Source organism: Streptomyces sp. NPDC091271 (assembly GCF_044757505.1).
Taxonomy (GTDB): domain Bacteria; phylum Actinomycetota; class Actinomycetes; order Streptomycetales; family Streptomycetaceae; genus Streptomyces.
The window spans coordinates 1-19,302 of the sequence record NZ_JBIVVD010000003.1 but is presented as its reverse complement, the minus strand read 5'-3'; the positions used below and the strand labels follow the sequence as shown (position 1 = coordinate 19,302).

Below are 19,302 nucleotides of genomic sequence, written 5' to 3'. Positions count from 1 at the left end.
GCCTCACCCCCGGCCCCGGAAAGCGCCGCAGAAGGCCACGAAACGCACCTGGCCCGGACACCACGAAGGTGTCCGGGCCAGGTGGCGAGCCGCGCTACTTCTTACGGCGCCGCCCACTCGCGCTCTTCTGCGCCTTACGGCGCTCCGCACGCGTCATCCCGTCCCCCTCGGAGGGCGCACCGTCACCGTCCCCGTTGGAGAAGTCGCCCTCGACGACGCCGCCCTCCCCGTCCACCGTGGGGGCGGAGAAGTGCAGCCGGTCAGGACGCTGCGGAGCGTCCAGGCCCTTGGCCCGGATCTCCGGGCGCCCGGCCGCGGCCGCCACCGGCGCGTCCTGCTTCTCCAGCGAGGTCGCGCCCTCCTGCACCGGAACCTCCTCGACCTGCTGCTCGACCTGGACCTCCAGGTTGAACAGGTAGCCGACGGACTCCTCCTTGATGCCCTCCATCATGGCGTTGAACATGTCGAAGCCCTCGCGCTGGTACTCGACCAGCGGGTCCTTCTGCGCCATGGCACGGAGGCCGATGCCCTCCTGGAGGTAGTCCATCTCGTAGAGGTGCTCACGCCACTTGCGGTCCAGGACCGAGAGGACCACGCGCCGCTCGAGCTCACGCATGATGTCCGAGCCGAGCGTCTTCTCCCGCTCCGCGTACTGCTCGTGGATGTCGTCCTTGACCGATTCGGCGATGAAGTCGGCGGTCACGCCGGCCAGGTCGCCCGCGGCCTCCTCGAGCTCCTCGACCGTGACCTTCACCGGGTAGAGCTGCTTGAAGGCGCCCCACAGCCGGTCGAGGTCCCACTCCTCCGCGAAGCCCTCGGCCGTCTCCTGCCGGATGTAGTCGTCGATCGTGTCGTCCATGAAGTGGCGGATCTGGTCCTGCAGATCCTCGCCCTCCAGGACGCGGCGACGCTCGCCGTAGATGACCTCACGCTGCCGGTTGAGCACCTCGTCGTATTTCAGGACGTTCTTACGCGTCTCGAAGTTCTGCTGCTCGACCTGCGACTGCGCGGAGGCGATCGCCCGGGTCACCATCTTGTTCTCGATGGGGACGTCGTCGGGCACGTTCGCCATCGACATGACGCGCTCGACCATCTGCGCCTTGAACAGCCGCATCAGGTCGTCGCCCAGCGACAGGTAGAACCGGGACTCACCCGGGTCGCCCTGACGGCCGGAACGACCGCGCAGCTGGTTGTCGATACGCCGCGACTCGTGCCGCTCGGTGCCCAGGACGTAGAGCCCGCCGAGCTCCTTGACCTCGTCGTGCTCGGCCTTGACGGCCTGCTCGGCCTTCTCCAGCGCCGCGGGCAGCGCGGCCGCCCACTGCTCGACGTGCTCGACCGGGTCGAGTCCGCGCTGACGCAGGTCCGCCTCGGCCAGGTCGTCGGGGTTCCCGCCCAGCTTGATGTCCGTACCGCGGCCGGCCATGTTCGTCGCGACCGTGACGGCACCCTTACGGCCGGCCTGGGCGATGATCGGCGCTTCCCGGTCGTGCTGCTTGGCGTTGAGGACCTCGTGCTGCACACCGCGCTTCGACAGCTGCTGCGAGAGGTACTCGGACTTCTCGACGGAGGTCGTGCCGACCAGGATCGGCTGACCCTTCTCGTGCTTCTCCGCGATGTCGTCGACGACCGCGGCGAACTTCGCGACCTCGGTGCGGTAGATCAGGTCCGACTGGTCGGCGCGGACCATGGGCCGGTTCGTCGGGATCGGCACGACGCCGAGCTTGTAGATCTGGTGGAACTCGGCCGCCTCGGTCATCGCCGTACCGGTCATGCCGGAGAGCTTGCCGTACAGACGGAAGAAGTTCTGCAGGGTGATCGTGGCGAGCGTCTGGTTCTCGTCCTTGATGTCCACCCCTTCCTTCGCCTCGATGGCCTGGTGCATGCCCTCGTTGTAGCGGCGGCCGGCGAGGATACGGCCGGTGTGCTCGTCGACGATCATGACTTCGCCGTCGATGACGACGTAGTCCTTGTCGTTCTTGAAGAGCTCCTTGGCCTTGATCGCGTTGTTCAGGTAACCGACGAGCGGGGTGTTCACCGACTCGTAGAGGTTGTCGATCCCGAGCCAGTCCTCGACCTTGGAGACGCCGGGCTCGTGGATGGCCACGGTCCGCTTCTTCTCGTCGACCTCGTAGTCGCCGGTCTCCTCGAGGCCCTTCAGCGGGTTGCCCGCCTCACCCCTGGTGAGACGCGTGACCAGCTTGGCGAAGTCGCCGTACCACTTGGTGGCCTGGTCGGCCGGGCCGGAGATGATCAGCGGGGTACGGGCCTCGTCGACCAGGATCGAGTCGACCTCGTCGACGATGGCGAAGTTGTGGCCGCGCTGGACGAGCTCGTCCTGGGACCACGCCATGTTGTCGCGGAGGTAGTCGAAACCGAACTCGTTGTTCGTGCCGTACGTGATGTCGCAGGCGTACTGCTCGCGGCGCTGGGCCGGAGTCATGTTGGCGATGATGCAGCCGACCTCGAGGCCGAGGAACTTGTGCACCCGGCCCATCATCTCGGAGTCGCGCTCGGCCAGGTAGTCGTTGACCGTGATCAGGTGCACGCCCTTGCCGGAGAGCGCGTTGAGATACGCGGGCAGGGTACCGACGAGGGTCTTGCCCTCACCGGTCTTCATCTCGGCCACATAGCCGAGGTGCAGGGCGGCACCGCCCATCATCTGGACGTCGTAGTGGCGCTGTCCGAGAACGCGCTTGGCGGCCTCACGGACGGTCGCGAATGCTTCGGGAAGCAGGTCGTCCAGGCTCTCGCCGTCCGCGTACCGTTGTTTGTACTCGTCGGTGAGCGCCCGCAGCTCGGCGTCGGAGAGGTTGACGAAGTCCTCTTCGATGGAGCTGACCTGGTCCGCGATGCGGTGCAGTTTGCGCAGGATCTTGCCTTCGCCTGCACGCATGAGCTTGTTGAAGACGGACACTGAGGCTGGTCTCCTTGCCGGTCGGGCCTGGCACTGGGTCGTGTGATGGACTCTGGCGCGGGCACGGCAGGTGGGCCCCACCGCAACGGCCATCGTAAGCGAGGACCCCGCCACGCCGGGAGGGCTGCCGCCGCGTTCTCCCCACCGCGCCCTTCCAGGACAACGGCCGGAGTGGACGGAAGGTGCCGGGAAGCACCGAAAAGTGCTCGCGTCCCGTGCTCCCCGTCACCAGAATCCATGCATGGAACCCACCACGCTCACCACAGAACGCCTGCTCATGCGCCCCTTCGCGCCCGAGGACGCGGACGCGGTCCACACCGCGTGCCAGGACCCCGACATCCAGCGGTGGACAGTTGTCCCCTCGCCGTACACCCGTGCCGACGCGGAGCTCTTCACCGGGAAGCTCTCGCCCGCGGGCTGGCAGGAGGACACGACGTACAACTTCGCGGTACTACGGCGGGACGACGGGCAGCTCGTCGGCGCGCTCGGCGTCATGCGCCGCGTCCTGCCGGGCACGTACGAGGTGGGCTTCTGGACGGCCAAGGAGCACCGCGGCACCGGTTACGCGACGGAAGCGCTGATGGAGGTGGCCCGCTGGGCTTTCACCACCCTCGCCGCGGACCGCGTCGAGTGGCGGACCGAGATCGGCAACACCCCGTCCCGGGCGGTCGCTCTGCGTGCGGGCTTCCGCATGGAGGGTGACCAGCGGTCCGCCCTGTTCAACAAGGGGATACGGCGCGACACGTGGAACGCCGCGCTGCTCCCGGCCGATCTGGGACTGCCCGGCACCCATCCCTACCGTCCGGCCCCCGATGTCAGTGGCGCGCTCTAGGGTTCGACACATGACGTCCGTGCCGCCGCCCGTCCTGGAAATCTCCGCCGACCAGGCGCGCCGCATCGCCCTGCGCGCCCAGGGCCTCCTGGGCGCCCCGGACCGCCGGGGCGGGGTCCCGGGAGTGCTGCGCCGTCTCGGAGCGGTCCAGCTCGACACCATCTCGGTCCTGGCCAGATCGCACGAGCTCGTGCCGTACGCCCGCCTCGGCGCGCTCGGCCGCCGCGCGGTCGACGAGGCCTACTGGTCGGGCGGCCGCTCGTTCGAGTACTGGTCGCACGCCGCCTGTGTCCTGCCCGTCGAGGAGTGGCCGCACTTCGCGTTCCGCCGCCGCGCCTACCGGGCCCGCCCCCACTGGAACCACGACCTGCCCGACGGCGCGTACGAGACGGTGATCAAACAGCTGCGCGCCGAGGGACCGCTGACGGCGACCGAGCTCGGCGGCGCGAAGAACGGCGGGGAGTGGTGGGACTGGTCCGCGTCCAAGGTCGCCGTGGAGCGGGCCCTGATGTTCGGCGAGGTGGTGTGCACCGAGCGGCGCGGCTGGAAGCGGGTCTACGACCTGGCCGAGCGCGCGATCCCGGACGCCGTGCTCCACGACGACCTGGACGACACGGAGTGCCTGCGCCGACTGGTCGCCCTGGCGGGACGGTCGCTGGGCGTGGGTACCCGGGCGGACATCGCCGACTACCACCGGCTCAAGGCCGAGCAGTTCGACGCCGTGGTGGCGGACTCCGGTCTGGTGCCGGTCTCGGTGCGGGGCTGGGCGAAGCCTGCCTGGGCCCACCCGGAGGCCCTCGCCTCGGAGCCGCGCGGGCGGCACCGTACGACGCTGCTGTCCCCCTTCGACTCACTGATCTGGGAACGGGCGCGCACGGAGCGGATCTTCGGCTTCACCCATCGCCTCGAGGCGTACGTCCCCAGGCCCAAGCGGATCCACGGCTACTTCGCGATGCCGCTGCTGGCCGGCGGCAGGCTGCAGGGCCGGGTCGATCCGGCCAGGGACGGAGCCACGCTGGTCGCCCGCCAGGTGTCCCTGGACGGCGGGAAGTCCGTGGCGCCCATGGCCGAGGCCCTCGTGGAGGCGGCGTCCTGGGTCGGCTGCACGGATGTGCGACTGGAGCGCGTCGGCGCAGCGGAACTGCGCGAGCCGCTCATGGCGGAAATCGCCCGCGCCCTCGCATAGGCCGGACGGACCGCGCCCTCCCGCTACCTGATCTCGAGGATCTTCTCCCGCATGGCATAGACCACGGCTTCCATCCGGGAGTGCAGCTGGAGCTTCTCCAGGATATTGCGGACGTGGTTCTTCACCGTGTTCTCGGAAATGAACAATTCCTTGGCGATATCACGGTTGTTCATGCCTGTGGCCACGAGTTTGAGCACTTCCAGCTCCCGCTCGGTGAGCCGCGGCGCGGGGACGAGCCTGCGCTCGTCGGTGCGCTGAATCATCGACTTGAACTCGGTGAGCAGTTTGGAGGCCATCGACGGGCTGATCTGGGACTGGCCGTCCGCCACCGCGCGAATGGCCGTGGCCACCTCGTCGGTCGAGATCTCCTTGAGCAGATAGCCGGTGGCGCCCGCCTTGATCGCCTCGTAGAGGTCGGCCTCCTCATCGCTGATCGTCAGCATGATGATCTTCGCACTGGGGGCCACCTCCTTGATGGAGGTGCAGGCCTCGATGCCGCCCCGCTTGGGCATCCTCACGTCCATCAGCACGATGTCGGGCAGCAGGTCAGCCGCCTTGTCGACCGCTTCCGCCCCGTCGCCCGCCTCTCCGACGACCTGGATGTCCTCCTCCTGCGCGAGGACGATCTCCAGACCTCTGCGGAACAGCGCATGGTCGTCCACCACAAGAACCCTGATGGGTTCCTTGCGGGAACTGCCGTCGTCCGCAACGGAGTCCGCACCGGCAGTGCCGCCGGCATCGTTCGTCACGCGCACGGGCCCGAAGGTGTCCGCCATCGTTCCTCCCCCTGAAGGCCACTGCCTGAGGTCACAGGCTGTCAGCCAACGCCAGTGCACAGAGCACTGATTGGCCTGGGGCGCCATGCTTTCATGCCTGGCCGCCGAAGCGGCGCCCCCGCGTCACGCGCGGTGCCCCCGGAGGCGCGCAAACGCTTCCAGGGGCACCGCGGATCGGCTGTGAGCGGTGGGTGTCAGCCGCCGAGCGCACCGCCCGCGCCGCCCGCCTCGTCGGAGGCCAGCGGGTCGGTCCTCAGGTGAATGACACCGTAGTCATAGGCGTGCCGACGGTAGACGACACTGGGCTCCTTGGTCTCGGAGTCGACGAACAGGTAGAAGTCGTGCCCGACCAGCTCCATCTCGTAGAGCGCCTGGTCGAGCGTCATCGGCGCTGCCACGTGCGTCTTCTCACGCACCACGAGCGGCCCTTCGCCCTGGACCTCGAGCGAGCCGATCCTGGTCGTGGGCACGGCCGGCTCCGGCTCCGTCGGGATGAGTTCGCCGTCCCCGTTGAACGAGGCGGCATCCGGCACGACCTCTCCGACCTCGGCTGCGGACCGACGGCCGTTGCCGCGCCTGCTGTAGCGCTTGTCGTGCTCCTTGCGCAGCTGGGTGTCCAGCTTGTCGGTGGCCAGGTCAAGCGCTGCGTACGGGTCGCCTGCTGCCGCTTCCGCCCGGATGACCGGGCCACGCGAGCGGAGCGTGATCTCCACCCTTGCCGCACGGTCGGCCTGACGGGGATTGGGCTCCTTGGACACCTCGACGTCGAGGCTGATCACCTTGCCGTCGAACTTCTGGATCTTGTCCAGCTTCAGTTTCTCGGCCACGTGCTTGCGGAACCGCTCGGGCACCTCGGTCTTGCGGCCCTTGACGACGATGTCCACGCAGAACTCCGTTCCCGGATCGCTCCGCTTCGGCGGCGGAGCATCTCCCTTTTGCACCAGGCTCCGGTGATCGCCGGAGCCGCGGACTCGGTGGCTGTCACCTCCTCCTCCCCCATCGGCCGGGTCTCCACCCCACCGATTTCCATGCTTCTGGTCCATCGGTGAGTTACCTGCCCGAAACCTGGTGGCGCATTCACGGAGGCACGGAATTCACCGTCCCTCACAACCGAACATAGCCTGACCACCACTGTGTCGGCACCCGCTACTCACGCGTACCTCCGATCGGGCCCCATTACCCACTCGCCACCTGCAACGACGCAAGAAATCTGTCAGTTCCGGTTTATTTCGAAGGCAGACGGAGAAGCTGCGACAACCGCGGCACGAAGCCCTTCCGCCGGACCGTCGCCGGGGCGCGCTCCACGGACCGCGCGGGCCGCCTCCGCCAACGACGACCCCGTCGTCAGCAGGTCGTCCACCAGCACGACGCGGCCTCCGTCGAGCAGCCTCCGGGCGCCGTCCGCGACGACGAGAGCACCCGCCAGATTCGCCAGCCGCTCCCGGGCCCCCAGCCCCGCCTGGTCGGCCACCGCACGGCGCTGCCGCAGCACGGCGGACACCCGCGCCCGCGTGCCCCCACGCCGCAGTTCGGCCGCGGCCGCGGCCGCGATCCTGCGCGCCGGGTCATGGCCGCGCCCGGCCGTGGCCCGCCGCGCCGAGGGGACGGGAACCAGCAGCAGCGGGCCCGCGTCACCCGCATGCCCCGCTCCGGCCCTCACAGCAGCCGCCAGCGCCCCGCCGAGCACCCCGGCAAGGCCGAGTACCCCTCGCTCCTTGTGGGCCAGCAGCATCGCGCGTACGGCGTTCTCGTACGGCGCCGCCGCGTGGACCGCCGGCAGACCCGCCGGCTCGGGCGTCGGCCTCACCCGGCGCGGGCCGGCCGCCAGACCGGCGGCGCACTCCTCGCACAGCTCTGTCCGCGGTCTGCCGCAGCCCCCGCAGGCCACGGGCAGCACCAGTCCCACGACCTCCTGCCACCAACCCCGCACGGTCCCACTGTGACCGGACGGCGGGCACTCGGCCATCCCTGTGGATAACCCTGTGGACAGGGTTTTCCGCCCGCCGACGGCAAGGGCAGCCCCGACAGGCCCGGGCCCAGGCCCAGCCGCTCAGCCCGGGTAGACCAGCGAGGAGCCCTCCTTGAGGACGGTCTGCCAGTTGTCCCCCGGCGACAGCTTCACTATCCCGTCGCTCTCGGTGTCCGCCATCAGCGGAAGCTGGTCGTCGTCGGCAGCCGCGACAGCCGTCACCTGGTTCACACCGGGCAGGACCCCGGAGGACGACGTGGATCCGTCGGCCTGGACGTAACGCACCTGCTGCACACCGCCCTCCTCCTTGCCGACCACCACGAGACGGCTGCGGCCGGACCAGGAAACAGCTGTCACATCGGCCAGCTGGGGCGCGGCCTGGCGCAGGTCCTCCACCGAGACCTGTTCGGTCTCTCCCGAGCCATGACGCTCGACCCGGCCGATGAGCAGCGTCGTGTGCCCGTCCCTCGAGACCCGCAGGGCGATCCGCACCCCGTCCGAGGACATCCGCAGGGCCTCGATCCGCCCGCCGCTCAGACCGGGCACCGACACCTCCTGCGGCTCTCCGGCACCGTCGACCAGGCGCAGCAACCTGGGATCCGACGGGTCACGGTCTGCGACCCACAGATCGCCCTTGCCGTCCCAGCTCGGTGCCGACAGCCGGTCCGCGGCCTTCTTCGCGCTACTGGTCACCACGGGGGCGGCCGGCTCGCTCTCCTCGGTGAGGGAGGACACGTAGAGATGCTGCTGGTTCTCCGAGACCGCCGCGGCCTTCTCCTCGTCCCTGGCCACGCCCACGGCGCTCATGGCCACCGTCCCGCTGCCCAGCGGACCGGTCACCGGCGCCGGATCGCCACTGCCCTTGGTGCTTCCGGGGATGCGCTGCACGCGCCCCTTGTCGTCCACGAAGTACTGGCTGTCGGGCTCGTCCAAGCCCTTGGCCGAGGCGAAATCCTCGGCCTCGTCGGCCCCGAGGGAGCACAACGGACCCTGCTGCCCCTGCAGCTCCACCTGCCCCACCCGGGCGGACGTCAGGTCCCGCAGCGTGAAGAGCACCTGGGCCGCCATCATCCGGCAGGCGTCCTGCCCGGCCTTGTCGGCCTTCTTGTTGAGCGGCACCTTCAGGACGTTCTGGTCGTCGGTCGTCAGCGAGGTGACCCCGCTCTTCAGCGCCGTACCCGCGGGAAAGCGTGAATCGACCACCGGCCGCAGCCAGTTCGACGGGCCCTCCAGCAGCGTTCGCACCGTCTGCGTGACGGTGTCCATCCGCGTGACGGGGTCCGTGCGGTTCCGTACGTAGACAGGATCGGCGACCAGCGCGGCCTCGTCGTCCGCCCGCCCGGCGGCGAAGTAGTACTTGTTCACGGACCGGTAGAGGCGCTTGAAGTCGGACTGCCCGAGCACCAGCCCGTCCGGCACGATGTCGATACGCCACTCCTGCTTGCCGTCCGTCCCCTTCTCCCGGACCAGATGAAGCATCTGGGAGTACTCCGACGGGGCCAGCGGCCGGTACGAACTCTGCGCGTCGACCGCCGCCACCTGTTCGCCGGTCAGCGTGTAGGTGGTCTCGGCGCTCCCGCGTGCCTTGTCGTGGATCGTGGGCCCGTTGCGGTTGGGCGCCTTCGCGAGCACCGTGGTGCCCTCGCCCGGCCGCCAGCTCCGGCCCGCCTCCGCCGTCAGATACTTGCGGGTCGTCTCGAAATCGGGGTCGTCGCTGGTCATCGACTCCAGGAAGCCGTCGACGACCTCGATGGGCGTGGCGCCCTCCCTCGGCGGCACGGCGTACACCTGAACCTGGGAATCGCCGGGCTGCGAGGCGTCGACCGCCTTCACGTCGCCGGTGACCGGCATCGCTCCGCACCCGGCGAGCACCATGACGCCGCAGCCGAACAGCACGGACACCCGCACCGCCCGCCCGCCCCGACGGCGGTCAGTGTCCACGAGTCGTGTCCTCCTGCTCCGGATCCTGCGTCTCTGGATCGGCGCCCCCGCCCGGCCGGCCGCCGGCCGGACGCGACACCACACGTGCTCCGCTGCCCGGCAGAGCCGTCGGGTCGACCGACGTCGCCACCCGCGGCGCCGCGGGCCCGTGCGCCGGCACGGCCAGGTGCGAACGCGCCGTGGAACCCGTCTGGCTCGGTACGGACATCAGCCGCGGCTCGCTCACCGCCGGCACCGCCTCCGCACGCTCACGGTCCTCCCGGTTGCGCCGGGAGTCCTCCGGCTCCAGCGGTATCGGCGAACCGCGCAGCGGCTCGTCCGCCGTGCGCGGCAGGGTCAGCCGGAACTGCGAGCCGCCACCGGGTTCGCCCCAGGCCTGCAGCCAGCCTCCGTGCAGCCGGGCGTCCTCGACGGCGATCGACAGCCCCAGACCGCTGCCGCCGGTGGTGCGGGCACGTGCCGGATCCGCCCGCCAGAAGCGGTTGAAGACCCGGGTCGCCTCCCCCGGCTTGAGCCCCACGCCGTAGTCCCTGACCGCCACGGCCACAGCACCCTGCGCGACACCCATCCGCACGATGACGTCCCGTCCCTCACCGTGCTCGACGGCGTTGACGACGAGATTGCGCAGAACCCGCTCGACCCGGCGCGCGTCGGCCTCCGCGACCACGGGCTGTTCGTCACCCAGCACCCGGATCCGGGTGCCCTTGCGCTCCGCCAGCGGCTCGGCGCCGCCGATCACCCGCCGGACGACCGTACGCAGATCTATCGGTTCGGCCTCCAGCGCCGCGGCCCCCGCATCGAACCTGCTGATCTCCAGCAGATCGGAGAGGAGCGACTCGAAGCGGTCGAGCTGGTCCCCCAGCAGCTCCGCGGACCGGGCCGTGACCGGGTCGAAGTCGACACGCGCCTCATGGATGACATCGGCGGCCATCCGCACGGTCGTCAGCGGGGTGCGCAGCTCATGGCTGACGTCCGAGACGAAACGCCGCTGCATACGGGAGAGCTCCTCCAGCTGCTGGATCTTCAGCTGGAGGTTCTGCGCCATCTTGTTGAAGGCCTCGCCGAGGCGCGCGATGTCGTCCTCACCGGTGACCTTCATCCGCTCCTGAAGCCTCCCCGCGGAAAGCCTCTCGGCGATCCCCGCCGCCATCCGTACGGGCGTGACGACCTGGCGCACCACGAACCAGGCGATGGCACCGAGCAGCACGACCACGAACAGGCCGGCCGTGGCCAGGGTCGTCGTCACCAGCGTCAGCGACTTCTCCTCCTGCGTGAGCGGGAAGAGGTAATACAGCTCGTACGGATTGTGGTCGACGTCGTAGAGCCGCTTGCCCACGACGAGCCCGGGCTCCGCGTGCTTCCCGTGCGAGTACTTGATCAGCGAGTACGTCTGGAAGGCACCCGCGCCCTTGCCCACGTCGTCCCGCAGCTTCTGCGGGATGCTGGACGCGTCCACGCTGCCCGAGCCGCGCGGGGCGCGGCTGGTGGTGCCTTGCCCGGCGGAGTCGGGGCTGAGCGCCACCACGTTGAAGGCGTTCGTGCCTCCACTGGCGAGCTGGTCGACGAGCTCGGTGCGCCAGGAGGCGTTGGCCGTCATGCCGTCGGCGCCCTCCTCGCTCTGGTCACCCGGGACGAGAGGCGCGTTGGCGTTCGTCTGGGCGGCCGCGAAGCCACCGGCCGCCTGTGTCTGCGCGGCCTTGCCCTTCGCCTCGAGCAGGCCGTTACGGACCTGCCCGATCACGACGAACCCGAGGAGCAGCACCACGGCGATCGACATCAGCAGCGTGCCCGCCACGACGCGGAGCTGCAGATTGCGCCGCCACAGGCGGACAGCCGGCAGCAGCGGGCCACGGATCCACCGCATCAGCAGCCGCGGCACGGGGCCGCCGGGCGTCCGGGCACGGAACAACCGGCCGCCCAACGGGGCCCGGCCGAAACGAGGAGCACCCCGTGCCGGACCGGCAGCCCGCTCCGTACGGGCCCCGGGCACCCCGGGTGGCGGAGCAGCGCTGCCCAGGGTCATGTCAGCTCGGTCCGGCCTTGTAACCGACACCACGGACGGTCACAACGATCTCCGGCCGTTCCGGGTCCTTCTCCACCTTCGAGCGCAGCCGCTGGACGTGCACGTTCACCAGACGAGTGTCGGCGGCATGGCGATAGCCCCAGACCTGCTCGAGCAGCACCTCACGGGTGAAGACCTGCCACGGCTTACGGGCGAGAGCGACCAGCAGGTCGAACTCCAGCGGGGTCAGGGCGATGGACTGCCCCTCCCGCTTCACCGAGTGACCGGCCACGTCGATGACCAGGTCACCGATCGCCAGCTGTTCCGGCGCGGGCTCTTCGGACCTCCGCAAACGCGCCCTGATCCGGGCAACCAACTCCTTCGGTTTGAACGGCTTGACGATGTAGTCGTCGGCCCCGGATTCCAGGCCCACCACCACATCCACCGTGTCGCTCTTGGCAGTGAGCATGACGATCGGCACACCCGACTCGGCCCTGATCAGCCTGCAGACCTCGATGCCGTCCCTTCCGGGCAGCATGAGGTCCAGCAGCACCAGGTCGGGCTTGGCCTCACGAAATGCGGCCAGTGCCTTGTCGCCGTCCGCTACGAACGACGGCTCGAAACCTTCTCCCCGCAGCACAATGCCGAGCATCTCGGCCAGTGCGGTGTCGTCGTCGACGACAAGGACGCGTCCCTTCATAAACGACATCATCCCATTAGCTAATCGTTACCTGCGATGACCTGGCACACAGCTCTGCCAGTCCGACCCCCGTGACCGGGGAAATGACGCCCTCCTCCGTGACGATCGCCGTGACCAGTTCGGGCGGCGTGATGTCGAATGCGGGGTTGTACGCATGGGTTCCCAGGGGCGCGACGACCGTCCCGCCACCCTCACCCCCGACCGGAGCACCCGGCCTGGATGTGAACTCTGTCACTTCCGCCGCGGAACGCTGCTCCACGACGATCGATGTGCCGTCCACCGTCTCCAGATCGACCGTGGTCGTGGGTGCCACGACGAGGAACGGCACGTGGTGGTATTTCGCGAGCACCGCCAACGGATAGCTCCCCACCTTGTTGGCCACCGAGCCGTCCGCGGCGATGCGGTCCGCCCCGATGATTACGGCATCCACCTCCCCCGCCGCAAACAGCGAACCCGCAGCGCTGTCCGTGAGCAAGCTGTACGGCATCCCGTTCCGCGCCGCCTCGTACGCCGTCAGCCGGGCGCCCTGGAGCAGCGGCCGGGTCTCGTCCACCCACAGCTGTCGCAGGCTGCCCTTCCGGTGCGCCCTCAGCGCCACCGCGAACGCGGTCCCCGCACCACCGGACACGAGCGCCCCGGTGTTGCAGTGGGTCAGCAGCCGGTGCCCGCCTCCCCCCGGAAGGAGCTCCCCGAGCAGTTCCAGACCGTACTGCGCCATCCGCCCACTGGCCGCCGCGTCCTCCTGATGCAGAGACCGCGCCTCGGCCAGGGCCGCCATCGCGGCCGCCTCCGGGCCCGACCCGCTCCCGGCCGCCGCCTGGTACACCCGCGCCACCCGCCGCGCCCCGTACCCGAGATTCACCGCGGTGGGCCGCGCCTGTTCCAGCAGCTCCGCGGCCTGAGCCACGTCCTCACCCCGCGCAGCGGCCAGCGCCACCCCGTAACCCCCGGCGATACCCAGCAGAGGTGCCCCTCGCACCGCGAGAGTCCGGATCGCCCGCACCAGCGCGGGCACATCGGCACACACCAGCTCGGCCTCCTCGGCGGGCAGCCGCGTCTGGTCGAGGAGCACCACCGCAGGTCCTTCCGGGGGCTCGTCCCAGCGGAGTACGGAGAGGGCCGGAGGCTCGATGCCCACCGGCGATTGCGCGTCCTGATCAGCCATCTGCCCAGTCTGCCCGCTGAACCGCCCGTGCACGAAGGCAAGAAGGAGATACAGCACCAGACCCGCACCGGACCGACGCGTGGCACGATGGCTGGCAACCTGCCGCCCCGATGAGCGGACAGGACTGTGAAGGAGCGACGATGAACGACTCTCCGGGCTGGGCTTCGCCCGGATCCGCCCCCTCCGACGGCCAGGAGACGGGCATTCCCAAACCCTCCGCTCCCGTCGACGGAAGCGGGCCCGCCGGACAGTGGTCTCCCGCACAGCCGCCTCCGGGGCAGTGGTCGCCGCCGAGCGCCCCCGGCACCGGCCCGGGCGCGCCACCACCCGCTCCGGGCTGGGGCGGCATGCCGCAGGGCTCCGGGGGGGGCCGCCCGCCCATGGCTGCGAAGCCCGGCGTCATCCCGCTCCGCCCCCTGGGGGTCGGCGAGATCCTCGACGGCGCGGTGTCCACCATGCGCACCCACTGGCGCACGGTGCTGGGCATCAGCCTCACCGTCTCCGTGATCGCCGAGATCGTGATCATCCTCCTGCAGCGCTATGTACTGCCCGAGCAGGAGTCGGTCGACCCGAACGCGACCGGGGCGGAGGCGCTCCGCCAGGCCACCGACTCGGCACAGTCCCAGCTGATCAACAGCGCCCCCGGCACGCTCGTCGCGATGATCGCCACGCTCATCACCACCTCCGTCCTCACCGTGGTGATCAGCCGCTCCGTGCTCGGCCGGAGCCTGACACTCTCCGAAGCATGGTCCGAGGCCCGCCCCCGGCTTCTCCCCCTGCTCGGGCTGACCCTTCTGCTGAGCGCGATGAGCGCCGCGATCATGGCGGTGGGCCTGCTTCCCGGCCTGGCTCTCGGCAGCGGTGCGGGCGGGATCGCTCTGACCTTCCTCGGCTTCCTCGCCTCCTGTGGCGTCGTTCTCTGGCTGATGATCCGCTTCACGCTCGCGGCGCCGGCGTTGATGCTGGAACGGCAGTCCGTGATCACCTCGCTCCGCCGGTCCGCCAAGCTGGTCAGAGGAAACTGGTGGCGGACGTTCGGCATCCTGGCCCTCACCTACCTGCTGGTCATCGTCCTGACCTTGATCATCGCGATTCCGTTCGGCATCATCGCGGTGACCGTGGACAGCGACGGCCTGAGCGAGTTCCTCAACAGCAGCTCGACGGAGTTCGGCTGGCCCTTCCTCATCATCACGGGCATCGGCGAAGTGATCGTCTCGACGGTCGCGTACCCCTTCACCGCCGGAGTGATGGCCCTGCTCTACGTCGACCAGCGCATCCGCCGTGAAGCCCTCGACCTCGAACTGGCCCGGGCCGCGGGCGTGCCCGGCTACGACACCCCCAGGAGCTGATGCGGTGACGGGGGGCACCACCGCAGCGGTACGACTCATCCGGGCGGGCGAGGACATACCCGTGGACACTTCACGCGTCCCCGCCCGCGAGGCGGCGCAGGACGAACTGTCCCGTCCGATGTACCACGAACACGACCCGAACCTCCTGGAACGCGGCCTCGACCGCTTCTGGGACTGGATCGGTGACCTCTTCGCCGGTGCCGCCGACGCCGCCCCCGGCGGCCCGCTGGGGCTCGTCGTACTCGCCCTGGCCGTCGTCGGCCTTGGGGCCGCCCTGTGGTGGAGGCTCGGCACACCTCGACGAGCCCCCCGTGCCCCCGAGACGCTCTTCGACAGCACCACCCGCAGCGCGGCCGACCACCGCACCGACGCCGCCGCGCACGCCGAAGCCCGGCGCTGGACCGCAGCCGTCCAGGAACGGATGCGCGCCCTCGTACGCTCCCTGGAGGACCGGGCCGTGCTCGACCCACGCCCCGGCCGCACCGCGGACGAGGCGGCCGCCGAGGCCGGCCGGCTGATGCCCGCACACGCCGACCGGCTCCGCGCCGCCGCCCGGGTCTTCGACGACGTCACATACGGGGGGCGCACCGCCGACGAGGCCGCGTACCTGACCCTGTGCACCCTCGACCTGGAACTCGAGGCCGCAAAGCCCCTGCTGACCACCGGCGCGGCCCGAGGGGCCGCCGGATGACCGCCCTCGCGGCCGTTCCCACCACCTCGGAGTCCCGCAGCCCCCAACAGATCTGGCGGCGCGTCCGGGGGCTGCTGCTCGCACTCCTCATTCTCGTCGTCGCCGGGGTCGCCCTTGCCGCCGTCCGCTCCGGCGGCCAGCACGGCCGGCTCGATCCCCGCTCCGCGGATCCCTACGGCAGCCGGGCCGTCGCCGAACTCCTCAAGGACCGCGGCATATCCGTCGATGTCGTCACCACCCTCGACGAGGCCACCGGCGCGTTGGGCCCCGACGCCACCCTGCTGGTCACCGGACCCAACGTGCTCACCGCACACCAGCAGCGGCGCCTCCACACGGCGACCGCCGGCTCCGCGGGCCGCACCGTCCTCATCGCCCCTGGCAGCCCCTCCGTGGCTCGGCTCGCCCCCGGCGTGCACCCGGAAGCCCACGGACCGGTCACCGCACGCCCCCCGCGCTGCGAACTCCCCGCGGCCCGCACCGCGGGCACCTCCGACATGGGCGGCATCCACTACGCGACGGACGCACGCCGGGCCACCGCCTGCTACCCGGACAACGGACTCGCCTCCCTCCTTGTCCTGCCGGGGCGGAGCACCGGCGACACCGTGCTGCTCGGCTCCCCCGACTTCCTCTACAACGACCGGCTCGACCAGCAGGGCAACGCCTCGCTGGGCCTGCAACTCCTCGGCTCCCGCCCGCATCTCGTTTGGTACCTCCCCTCACTCGACGATCCCTCCGCGGCCGAAGGCGGCGCGGCCGGCCAGGACGACAACAGTGACGGCGGAACCGAAGGAGAGAGCGGCTTCCTCGGCCTCATCCCCTCAGGCTGGCTCTGGGGCACTCTCCAACTGGCCCTGGCCGCCGTGCTCGCCGCCGTCTGGCGCGCCCGTCGCTTCGGCCCCCTGGTCACCGAGCACCTGCCGGTGGCCGTCCGGGCCTCCGAATCCGCTGAAGGACGGGCCCGCCTCTACCGCAAGGCCGACGCCCGTGACCGTGCCGCGGCCGAACTGCGCTCCGCCACCCGAAACCGCATCTCCTCCCTCCTCGGTGTCTCCCCCCGTGATACCGATTCCCGCGCGGTGCTCCTTCCCGCCGTCGCCAGACGCCTCAGCAACCCGGGCGACGACCTCAGCGACCTCCTCTTCGGCGCTGCGCCGGCTGATGACGCCGCGCTCGTTCTTCTGACCGATCAACTCGACGCCCTCGAAAGAGAGGTACGCACGTCATGAGCGCCCCGACCCCGGAGACCGCCGAGCTTGCGGCAACAGCAGGGTCCCCTGTGGCTCCGGCGAACTCCGACAGCGCCCGCGCATCCCTGGAAGCCCTGCGTTCCGAGATCGCCAAGGCTGTGGTCGGCCAGGACCCGGCCGTCACCGGACTGGTCGTCGCTCTCCTCTGCCGAGGCCACGTACTCCTGGAGGGCGTGCCCGGAGTGGCGAAGACCCTCCTGGTCCGCGCACTTGCCGCCTCGCTCGAACTGGACACCAAGCGCGTCCAGTTCACCCCCGACCTCATGCCGAGCGACGTCACGGGCTCACTCGTCTACGACGCCCGCACCGCCGAGTTCTCCTTCCAGCCCGGCCCGGTGTTCACCAATCTCCTGCTCGCCGACGAGATCAACCGAACCCCGCCCAAGACGCAGTCCTCCTTGCTGGAGGCCATGGAAGAACGTCAGGTCACCATCGACGGGTCCCCGCGTCCGCTGCCCGACCCCTTCCTCGTGGCTGCAACCCAGAACCCGGTCGAATACGAGGGCACCTACCCGCTGCCCGAGGCGCAGCTGGACCGCTTCCTCCTCAAACTGACAGTCCCCCTCCCCTCACGCGAGGACGAGATCAACGTGCTCACCCGCCACGCGGACGGGTTCAACCCTCGTGACCTCAAGGCGGCAGGCATACAGCCCGTCGCCGGCCCCGCCGACCTCGAAGCGGCGCGCGCCGCCGTCGCCAAGACCTCGGTCTCCCCCGAGATCGCCGCCTATGTCGTGGACATCTGTCGTGCCACGCGTGAATCCCCCTCACTCACCCTCGGAGCCTCCCCCCGAGGAGCCACCGCACTGCTCTCCACCGCACGGGCATGGGCCTGGCTCACGGGCCGGGACTATGTCATCCCGGACGATGTGAAAGCCCTCGCTCTGCCCACACTCCGTCATCGCATACAGCTGCGGCCGGAAGCGGAGATGGAGGGAGTCACCCCGGACTCCGTCATCACCTCTGTCCTCGCCCACGTCCCCGTCCCCCGGTGAGGCGGTGACCATGGCCCTCACCGGACGGGCCGCCCTGGTGGCGGCTCTGGGGTCACTCCCCGTAGGCATACTGGCCCCGAGCTGGACGGGCCTGCTCGCGGTCAATGTCCCGCTCTCATTGGCAATTCTGTGCGACTACGCCCTGGCTGCGCCAGTGCGTACGCTGCAGTTCACCCGATCCGGTGATACATCCGTTCGACTCGGCGACACCGCAGCAGTGCAACTCACAGTGACCAATCCGTCCCGGCGCCGGCTCCGTGCCCACCTCCGCGACGCCTGGCCCCCCAGCAGTTGGACCTCGGAGTCCGAACAGGCGTCGTCCCGCCATCAGTTCGGCCTACCCGCCGGGGAACGACACCGCCTGACCACTCTCCTGCGTCCGTCGCGGCGTGGAGACCGCCAGACCGACCGTGTCACTGTCCGGTCGTTCGGACCCCTCGGTCTCGCGGCCCGGCAGGGGTACCACCGCGTCCCCTGGACGGTCCGCGTGCTGCCGCCCTTCACGAGCCGGAAGCACCTGCCCTCGCGTCTGGCCCGGCTTCGTGAGCTCGACGGCAGGACCAGCGTTCTCACACGTGGAGAAGGCACGGAGTTCGACAGCCTGCGCGCCTACGTTCCGGGAGACGACACCCGTTCCATCGACTGGCGGGCCACCGCACGCCAGTCCGCAGTCGCTGTCCGCACCTGGCGCCCTGAGCGCGACCGCCACATCCTCGTCATCCTCGACACCGGCCGCACATCGGCGGGCCGGGTAGGTGACGTACCTCGACTCGACGCAGCCATGGACGCGACCCTTCTCCTCACCGCCCTCGCCACCCGCGCCGGCGACCGTGTGAATCTGATCGCCTACGACCGGCGTGTCCGGGCCCAGGTACAGGGGAGAACAGCGAGAGGGGACATCCTGTCGACTCTCGTCAGCACCCTGGCCACTCTGGAGCCCGAACTCGTGGAGACCGATGCACGTGGTCTCAGCACGGCCGCGCTGGCAAGCGCTCCCCGCCGCTCCCTGATCGTCCTGCTCACGAGTCTGGACGCCGCGCCTATCGAGGAAGGCCTCCTGCCCGTCCTCCCACAACTCACCCAGCGCCACACGGTTCTGGTCGCAGCGGTGGCGGACCCCCACGTAGAAGTGATGACCCACGCGCGAGGCACAGTGGACGCGATCTACGAGGCCGCCGCCGGCACGCAGGCACAAGCCCAGCGCCGCCGCACCGCGGACCAGCTCCGACGTCACGGTGTCACGGTCGTCGACGCCGCCCCCGACGACCTCGCCCCCGCCCTCGCTGATGCCTACCTTGCGCTGAAAGCGGCCGGCCGACTGTAGAAAGTACGGGCAGGCGGCGCACTGTTCCGGGGAATGGTGCGCCGCCTGCCGACTCGGATTCCGCCCTTGAACGCAGAAAAGCCCCGTGCCACAAGGGCACGGGGCTAGTCCGTAATAATTGTTCGGCGGCGTCCTACTCTCCCACAGGGTCCCCCCTGCAGTACCATCGGCGCTGAAAGGCTTAGCTTCCGGGTTCGGAATGTAACCG

15 protein-coding genes and 1 rRNA gene are annotated in these 19,302 nt (G+C 70.0%); 7 read left to right on the top strand and 9 right to left on the bottom strand.

The window, feature by feature from the left end; translation table 11 throughout:
* Nucleotides 1-94: 94 nt before the first annotated feature.
* Nucleotides 95-2,917 carry a preprotein translocase subunit SecA gene (secA, locus tag ACIQM3_RS11905; protein WP_401622480.1) on the bottom strand — a complete coding sequence of 941 codons (2,823 nt, stop codon included), beginning with the start codon at nt 2,915-2,917 and terminating at the stop codon, nt 95-97.
* 241 nt (nt 2,918-3,158) lie between these two features.
* Between secA and ACIQM3_RS11900 the strand changes: the two genes are divergently transcribed.
* Together ACIQM3_RS11900 and ACIQM3_RS11895 are read left to right on the top strand one after the other, a co-directional pair.
* Nucleotides 3,159-3,749 (top strand): GNAT family N-acetyltransferase, encoded by a 591-nt coding sequence (locus tag ACIQM3_RS11900; protein ID WP_401622477.1) that lies wholly within the window; start codon nt 3,159-3,161, stop codon nt 3,747-3,749.
* Nucleotides 3,750-3,759: 10 nt separating this feature from the next.
* A complete protein-coding gene (locus ACIQM3_RS11895; RefSeq protein WP_401622474.1) occupies nt 3,760-4,935 on the top strand; it encodes a winged helix-turn-helix domain-containing protein in 1,176 nt (391 codons plus the stop codon).
* A 23-nt stretch (nt 4,936-4,958) separates the two neighbouring features.
* On the opposite strand, the gene ACIQM3_RS11890 is transcribed toward ACIQM3_RS11895, so the two are convergent.
* The 7 genes from ACIQM3_RS11890 to mtnA all read right to left on the bottom strand — a co-directional run bounded on the left by ACIQM3_RS11890 (nt 4,959) and on the right by mtnA (nt 13,488).
* Complete coding sequence (locus ACIQM3_RS11890) at nt 4,959-5,711, bottom strand: response regulator (RefSeq protein ID WP_401622473.1); 753 nt, start codon at nt 5,709-5,711, stop codon at nt 4,959-4,961.
* Between the two features lie 194 nt (nt 5,712-5,905).
* Nucleotides 5,906-6,595, bottom strand: coding sequence for a ribosome hibernation-promoting factor, HPF/YfiA family (hpf, locus tag ACIQM3_RS11885; protein WP_401622471.1), 690 nt, complete (start codon nt 6,593-6,595; stop codon nt 5,906-5,908).
* A gap of 329 nt (nt 6,596-6,924) precedes the next feature.
* Nucleotides 6,925-7,641, bottom strand: a complete 717-nt coding sequence (locus tag ACIQM3_RS11880) for a ComF family protein (RefSeq protein WP_401622468.1) — start codon at nt 7,639-7,641, stop codon at nt 6,925-6,927.
* 120 nt (nt 7,642-7,761) lie between these two features.
* Nucleotides 7,762-9,621 (bottom strand): LpqB family beta-propeller domain-containing protein, encoded by a 1,860-nt coding sequence (locus ACIQM3_RS11875; protein WP_401622465.1) that lies wholly within the window; start codon nt 9,619-9,621, stop codon nt 7,762-7,764.
* Nucleotides 9,611-11,644 carry an MtrAB system histidine kinase MtrB gene (gene mtrB / locus ACIQM3_RS11870; protein WP_401622462.1) on the bottom strand — a complete coding sequence of 678 codons (2,034 nt, stop codon included), beginning with the start codon at nt 11,642-11,644 and terminating at the stop codon, nt 9,611-9,613. Before mtrB ends, ACIQM3_RS11875 begins: the two co-directional genes overlap by 11 nt.
* A 1-nt stretch (nt 11,645) precedes the next feature.
* Nucleotides 11,646-12,335, bottom strand: coding sequence for a two-component system response regulator MtrA (mtrA, locus tag ACIQM3_RS11865; protein WP_187281934.1), 690 nt, complete (start codon nt 12,333-12,335; stop codon nt 11,646-11,648).
* A 4-nt stretch (nt 12,336-12,339) separates the two neighbouring features.
* The gene (gene mtnA, locus ACIQM3_RS11860; protein ID WP_401622459.1) at nt 12,340-13,488 is read right to left on the bottom strand and encodes an S-methyl-5-thioribose-1-phosphate isomerase; all 1,149 of its coding nucleotides are present in this window, start codon (nt 13,486-13,488) and stop codon (nt 12,340-12,342) included.
* Between the two features lie 140 nt (nt 13,489-13,628).
* Here mtnA and ACIQM3_RS11855 point away from each other — a divergent pair, with 140 nt between their 5' ends.
* The 5 genes from ACIQM3_RS11855 to ACIQM3_RS11835 are packed head-to-tail and all read left to right on the top strand — an operon-like array spanning nt 13,629 to nt 19,094.
* Nucleotides 13,629-14,837 carry a glycerophosphoryl diester phosphodiesterase membrane domain-containing protein gene (locus ACIQM3_RS11855; RefSeq protein WP_401622456.1) on the top strand — a complete coding sequence of 403 codons (1,209 nt, stop codon included), beginning with the start codon at nt 13,629-13,631 and terminating at the stop codon, nt 14,835-14,837.
* Nucleotides 14,838-14,841: 4 nt separating this feature from the next.
* The gene (locus ACIQM3_RS11850; RefSeq protein WP_401622453.1) at nt 14,842-15,528 is read left to right on the top strand and encodes a DUF4129 domain-containing protein; all 687 of its coding nucleotides are present in this window, start codon (nt 14,842-14,844) and stop codon (nt 15,526-15,528) included.
* A complete protein-coding gene (locus tag ACIQM3_RS11845; RefSeq protein WP_401622450.1) occupies nt 15,525-16,754 on the top strand; it encodes a DUF4350 domain-containing protein in 1,230 nt (409 codons plus the stop codon). The genes ACIQM3_RS11850 and ACIQM3_RS11845 overlap by 4 nt, the downstream gene beginning before the upstream one ends.
* Nucleotides 16,751-17,770: an AAA family ATPase gene (locus ACIQM3_RS11840; protein WP_401622447.1), complete on the top strand. Its 1,020-nt coding sequence runs from the start codon at nt 16,751-16,753 to the stop codon at nt 17,768-17,770. Before ACIQM3_RS11845 ends, ACIQM3_RS11840 begins: the two co-directional genes overlap by 4 nt.
* A 10-nt stretch (nt 17,771-17,780) precedes the next feature.
* Nucleotides 17,781-19,094 carry a DUF58 domain-containing protein gene (locus tag ACIQM3_RS11835; RefSeq protein ID WP_401622444.1) on the top strand — a complete coding sequence of 438 codons (1,314 nt, stop codon included), beginning with the start codon at nt 17,781-17,783 and terminating at the stop codon, nt 19,092-19,094.
* 120 nt (nt 19,095-19,214) lie between these two features.
* On the opposite strand, the gene rrf is transcribed toward ACIQM3_RS11835, so the two are convergent.
* Nucleotides 19,215-19,302 (bottom strand): 5S ribosomal RNA (rrf, locus tag ACIQM3_RS11830); the annotation flags it as partial.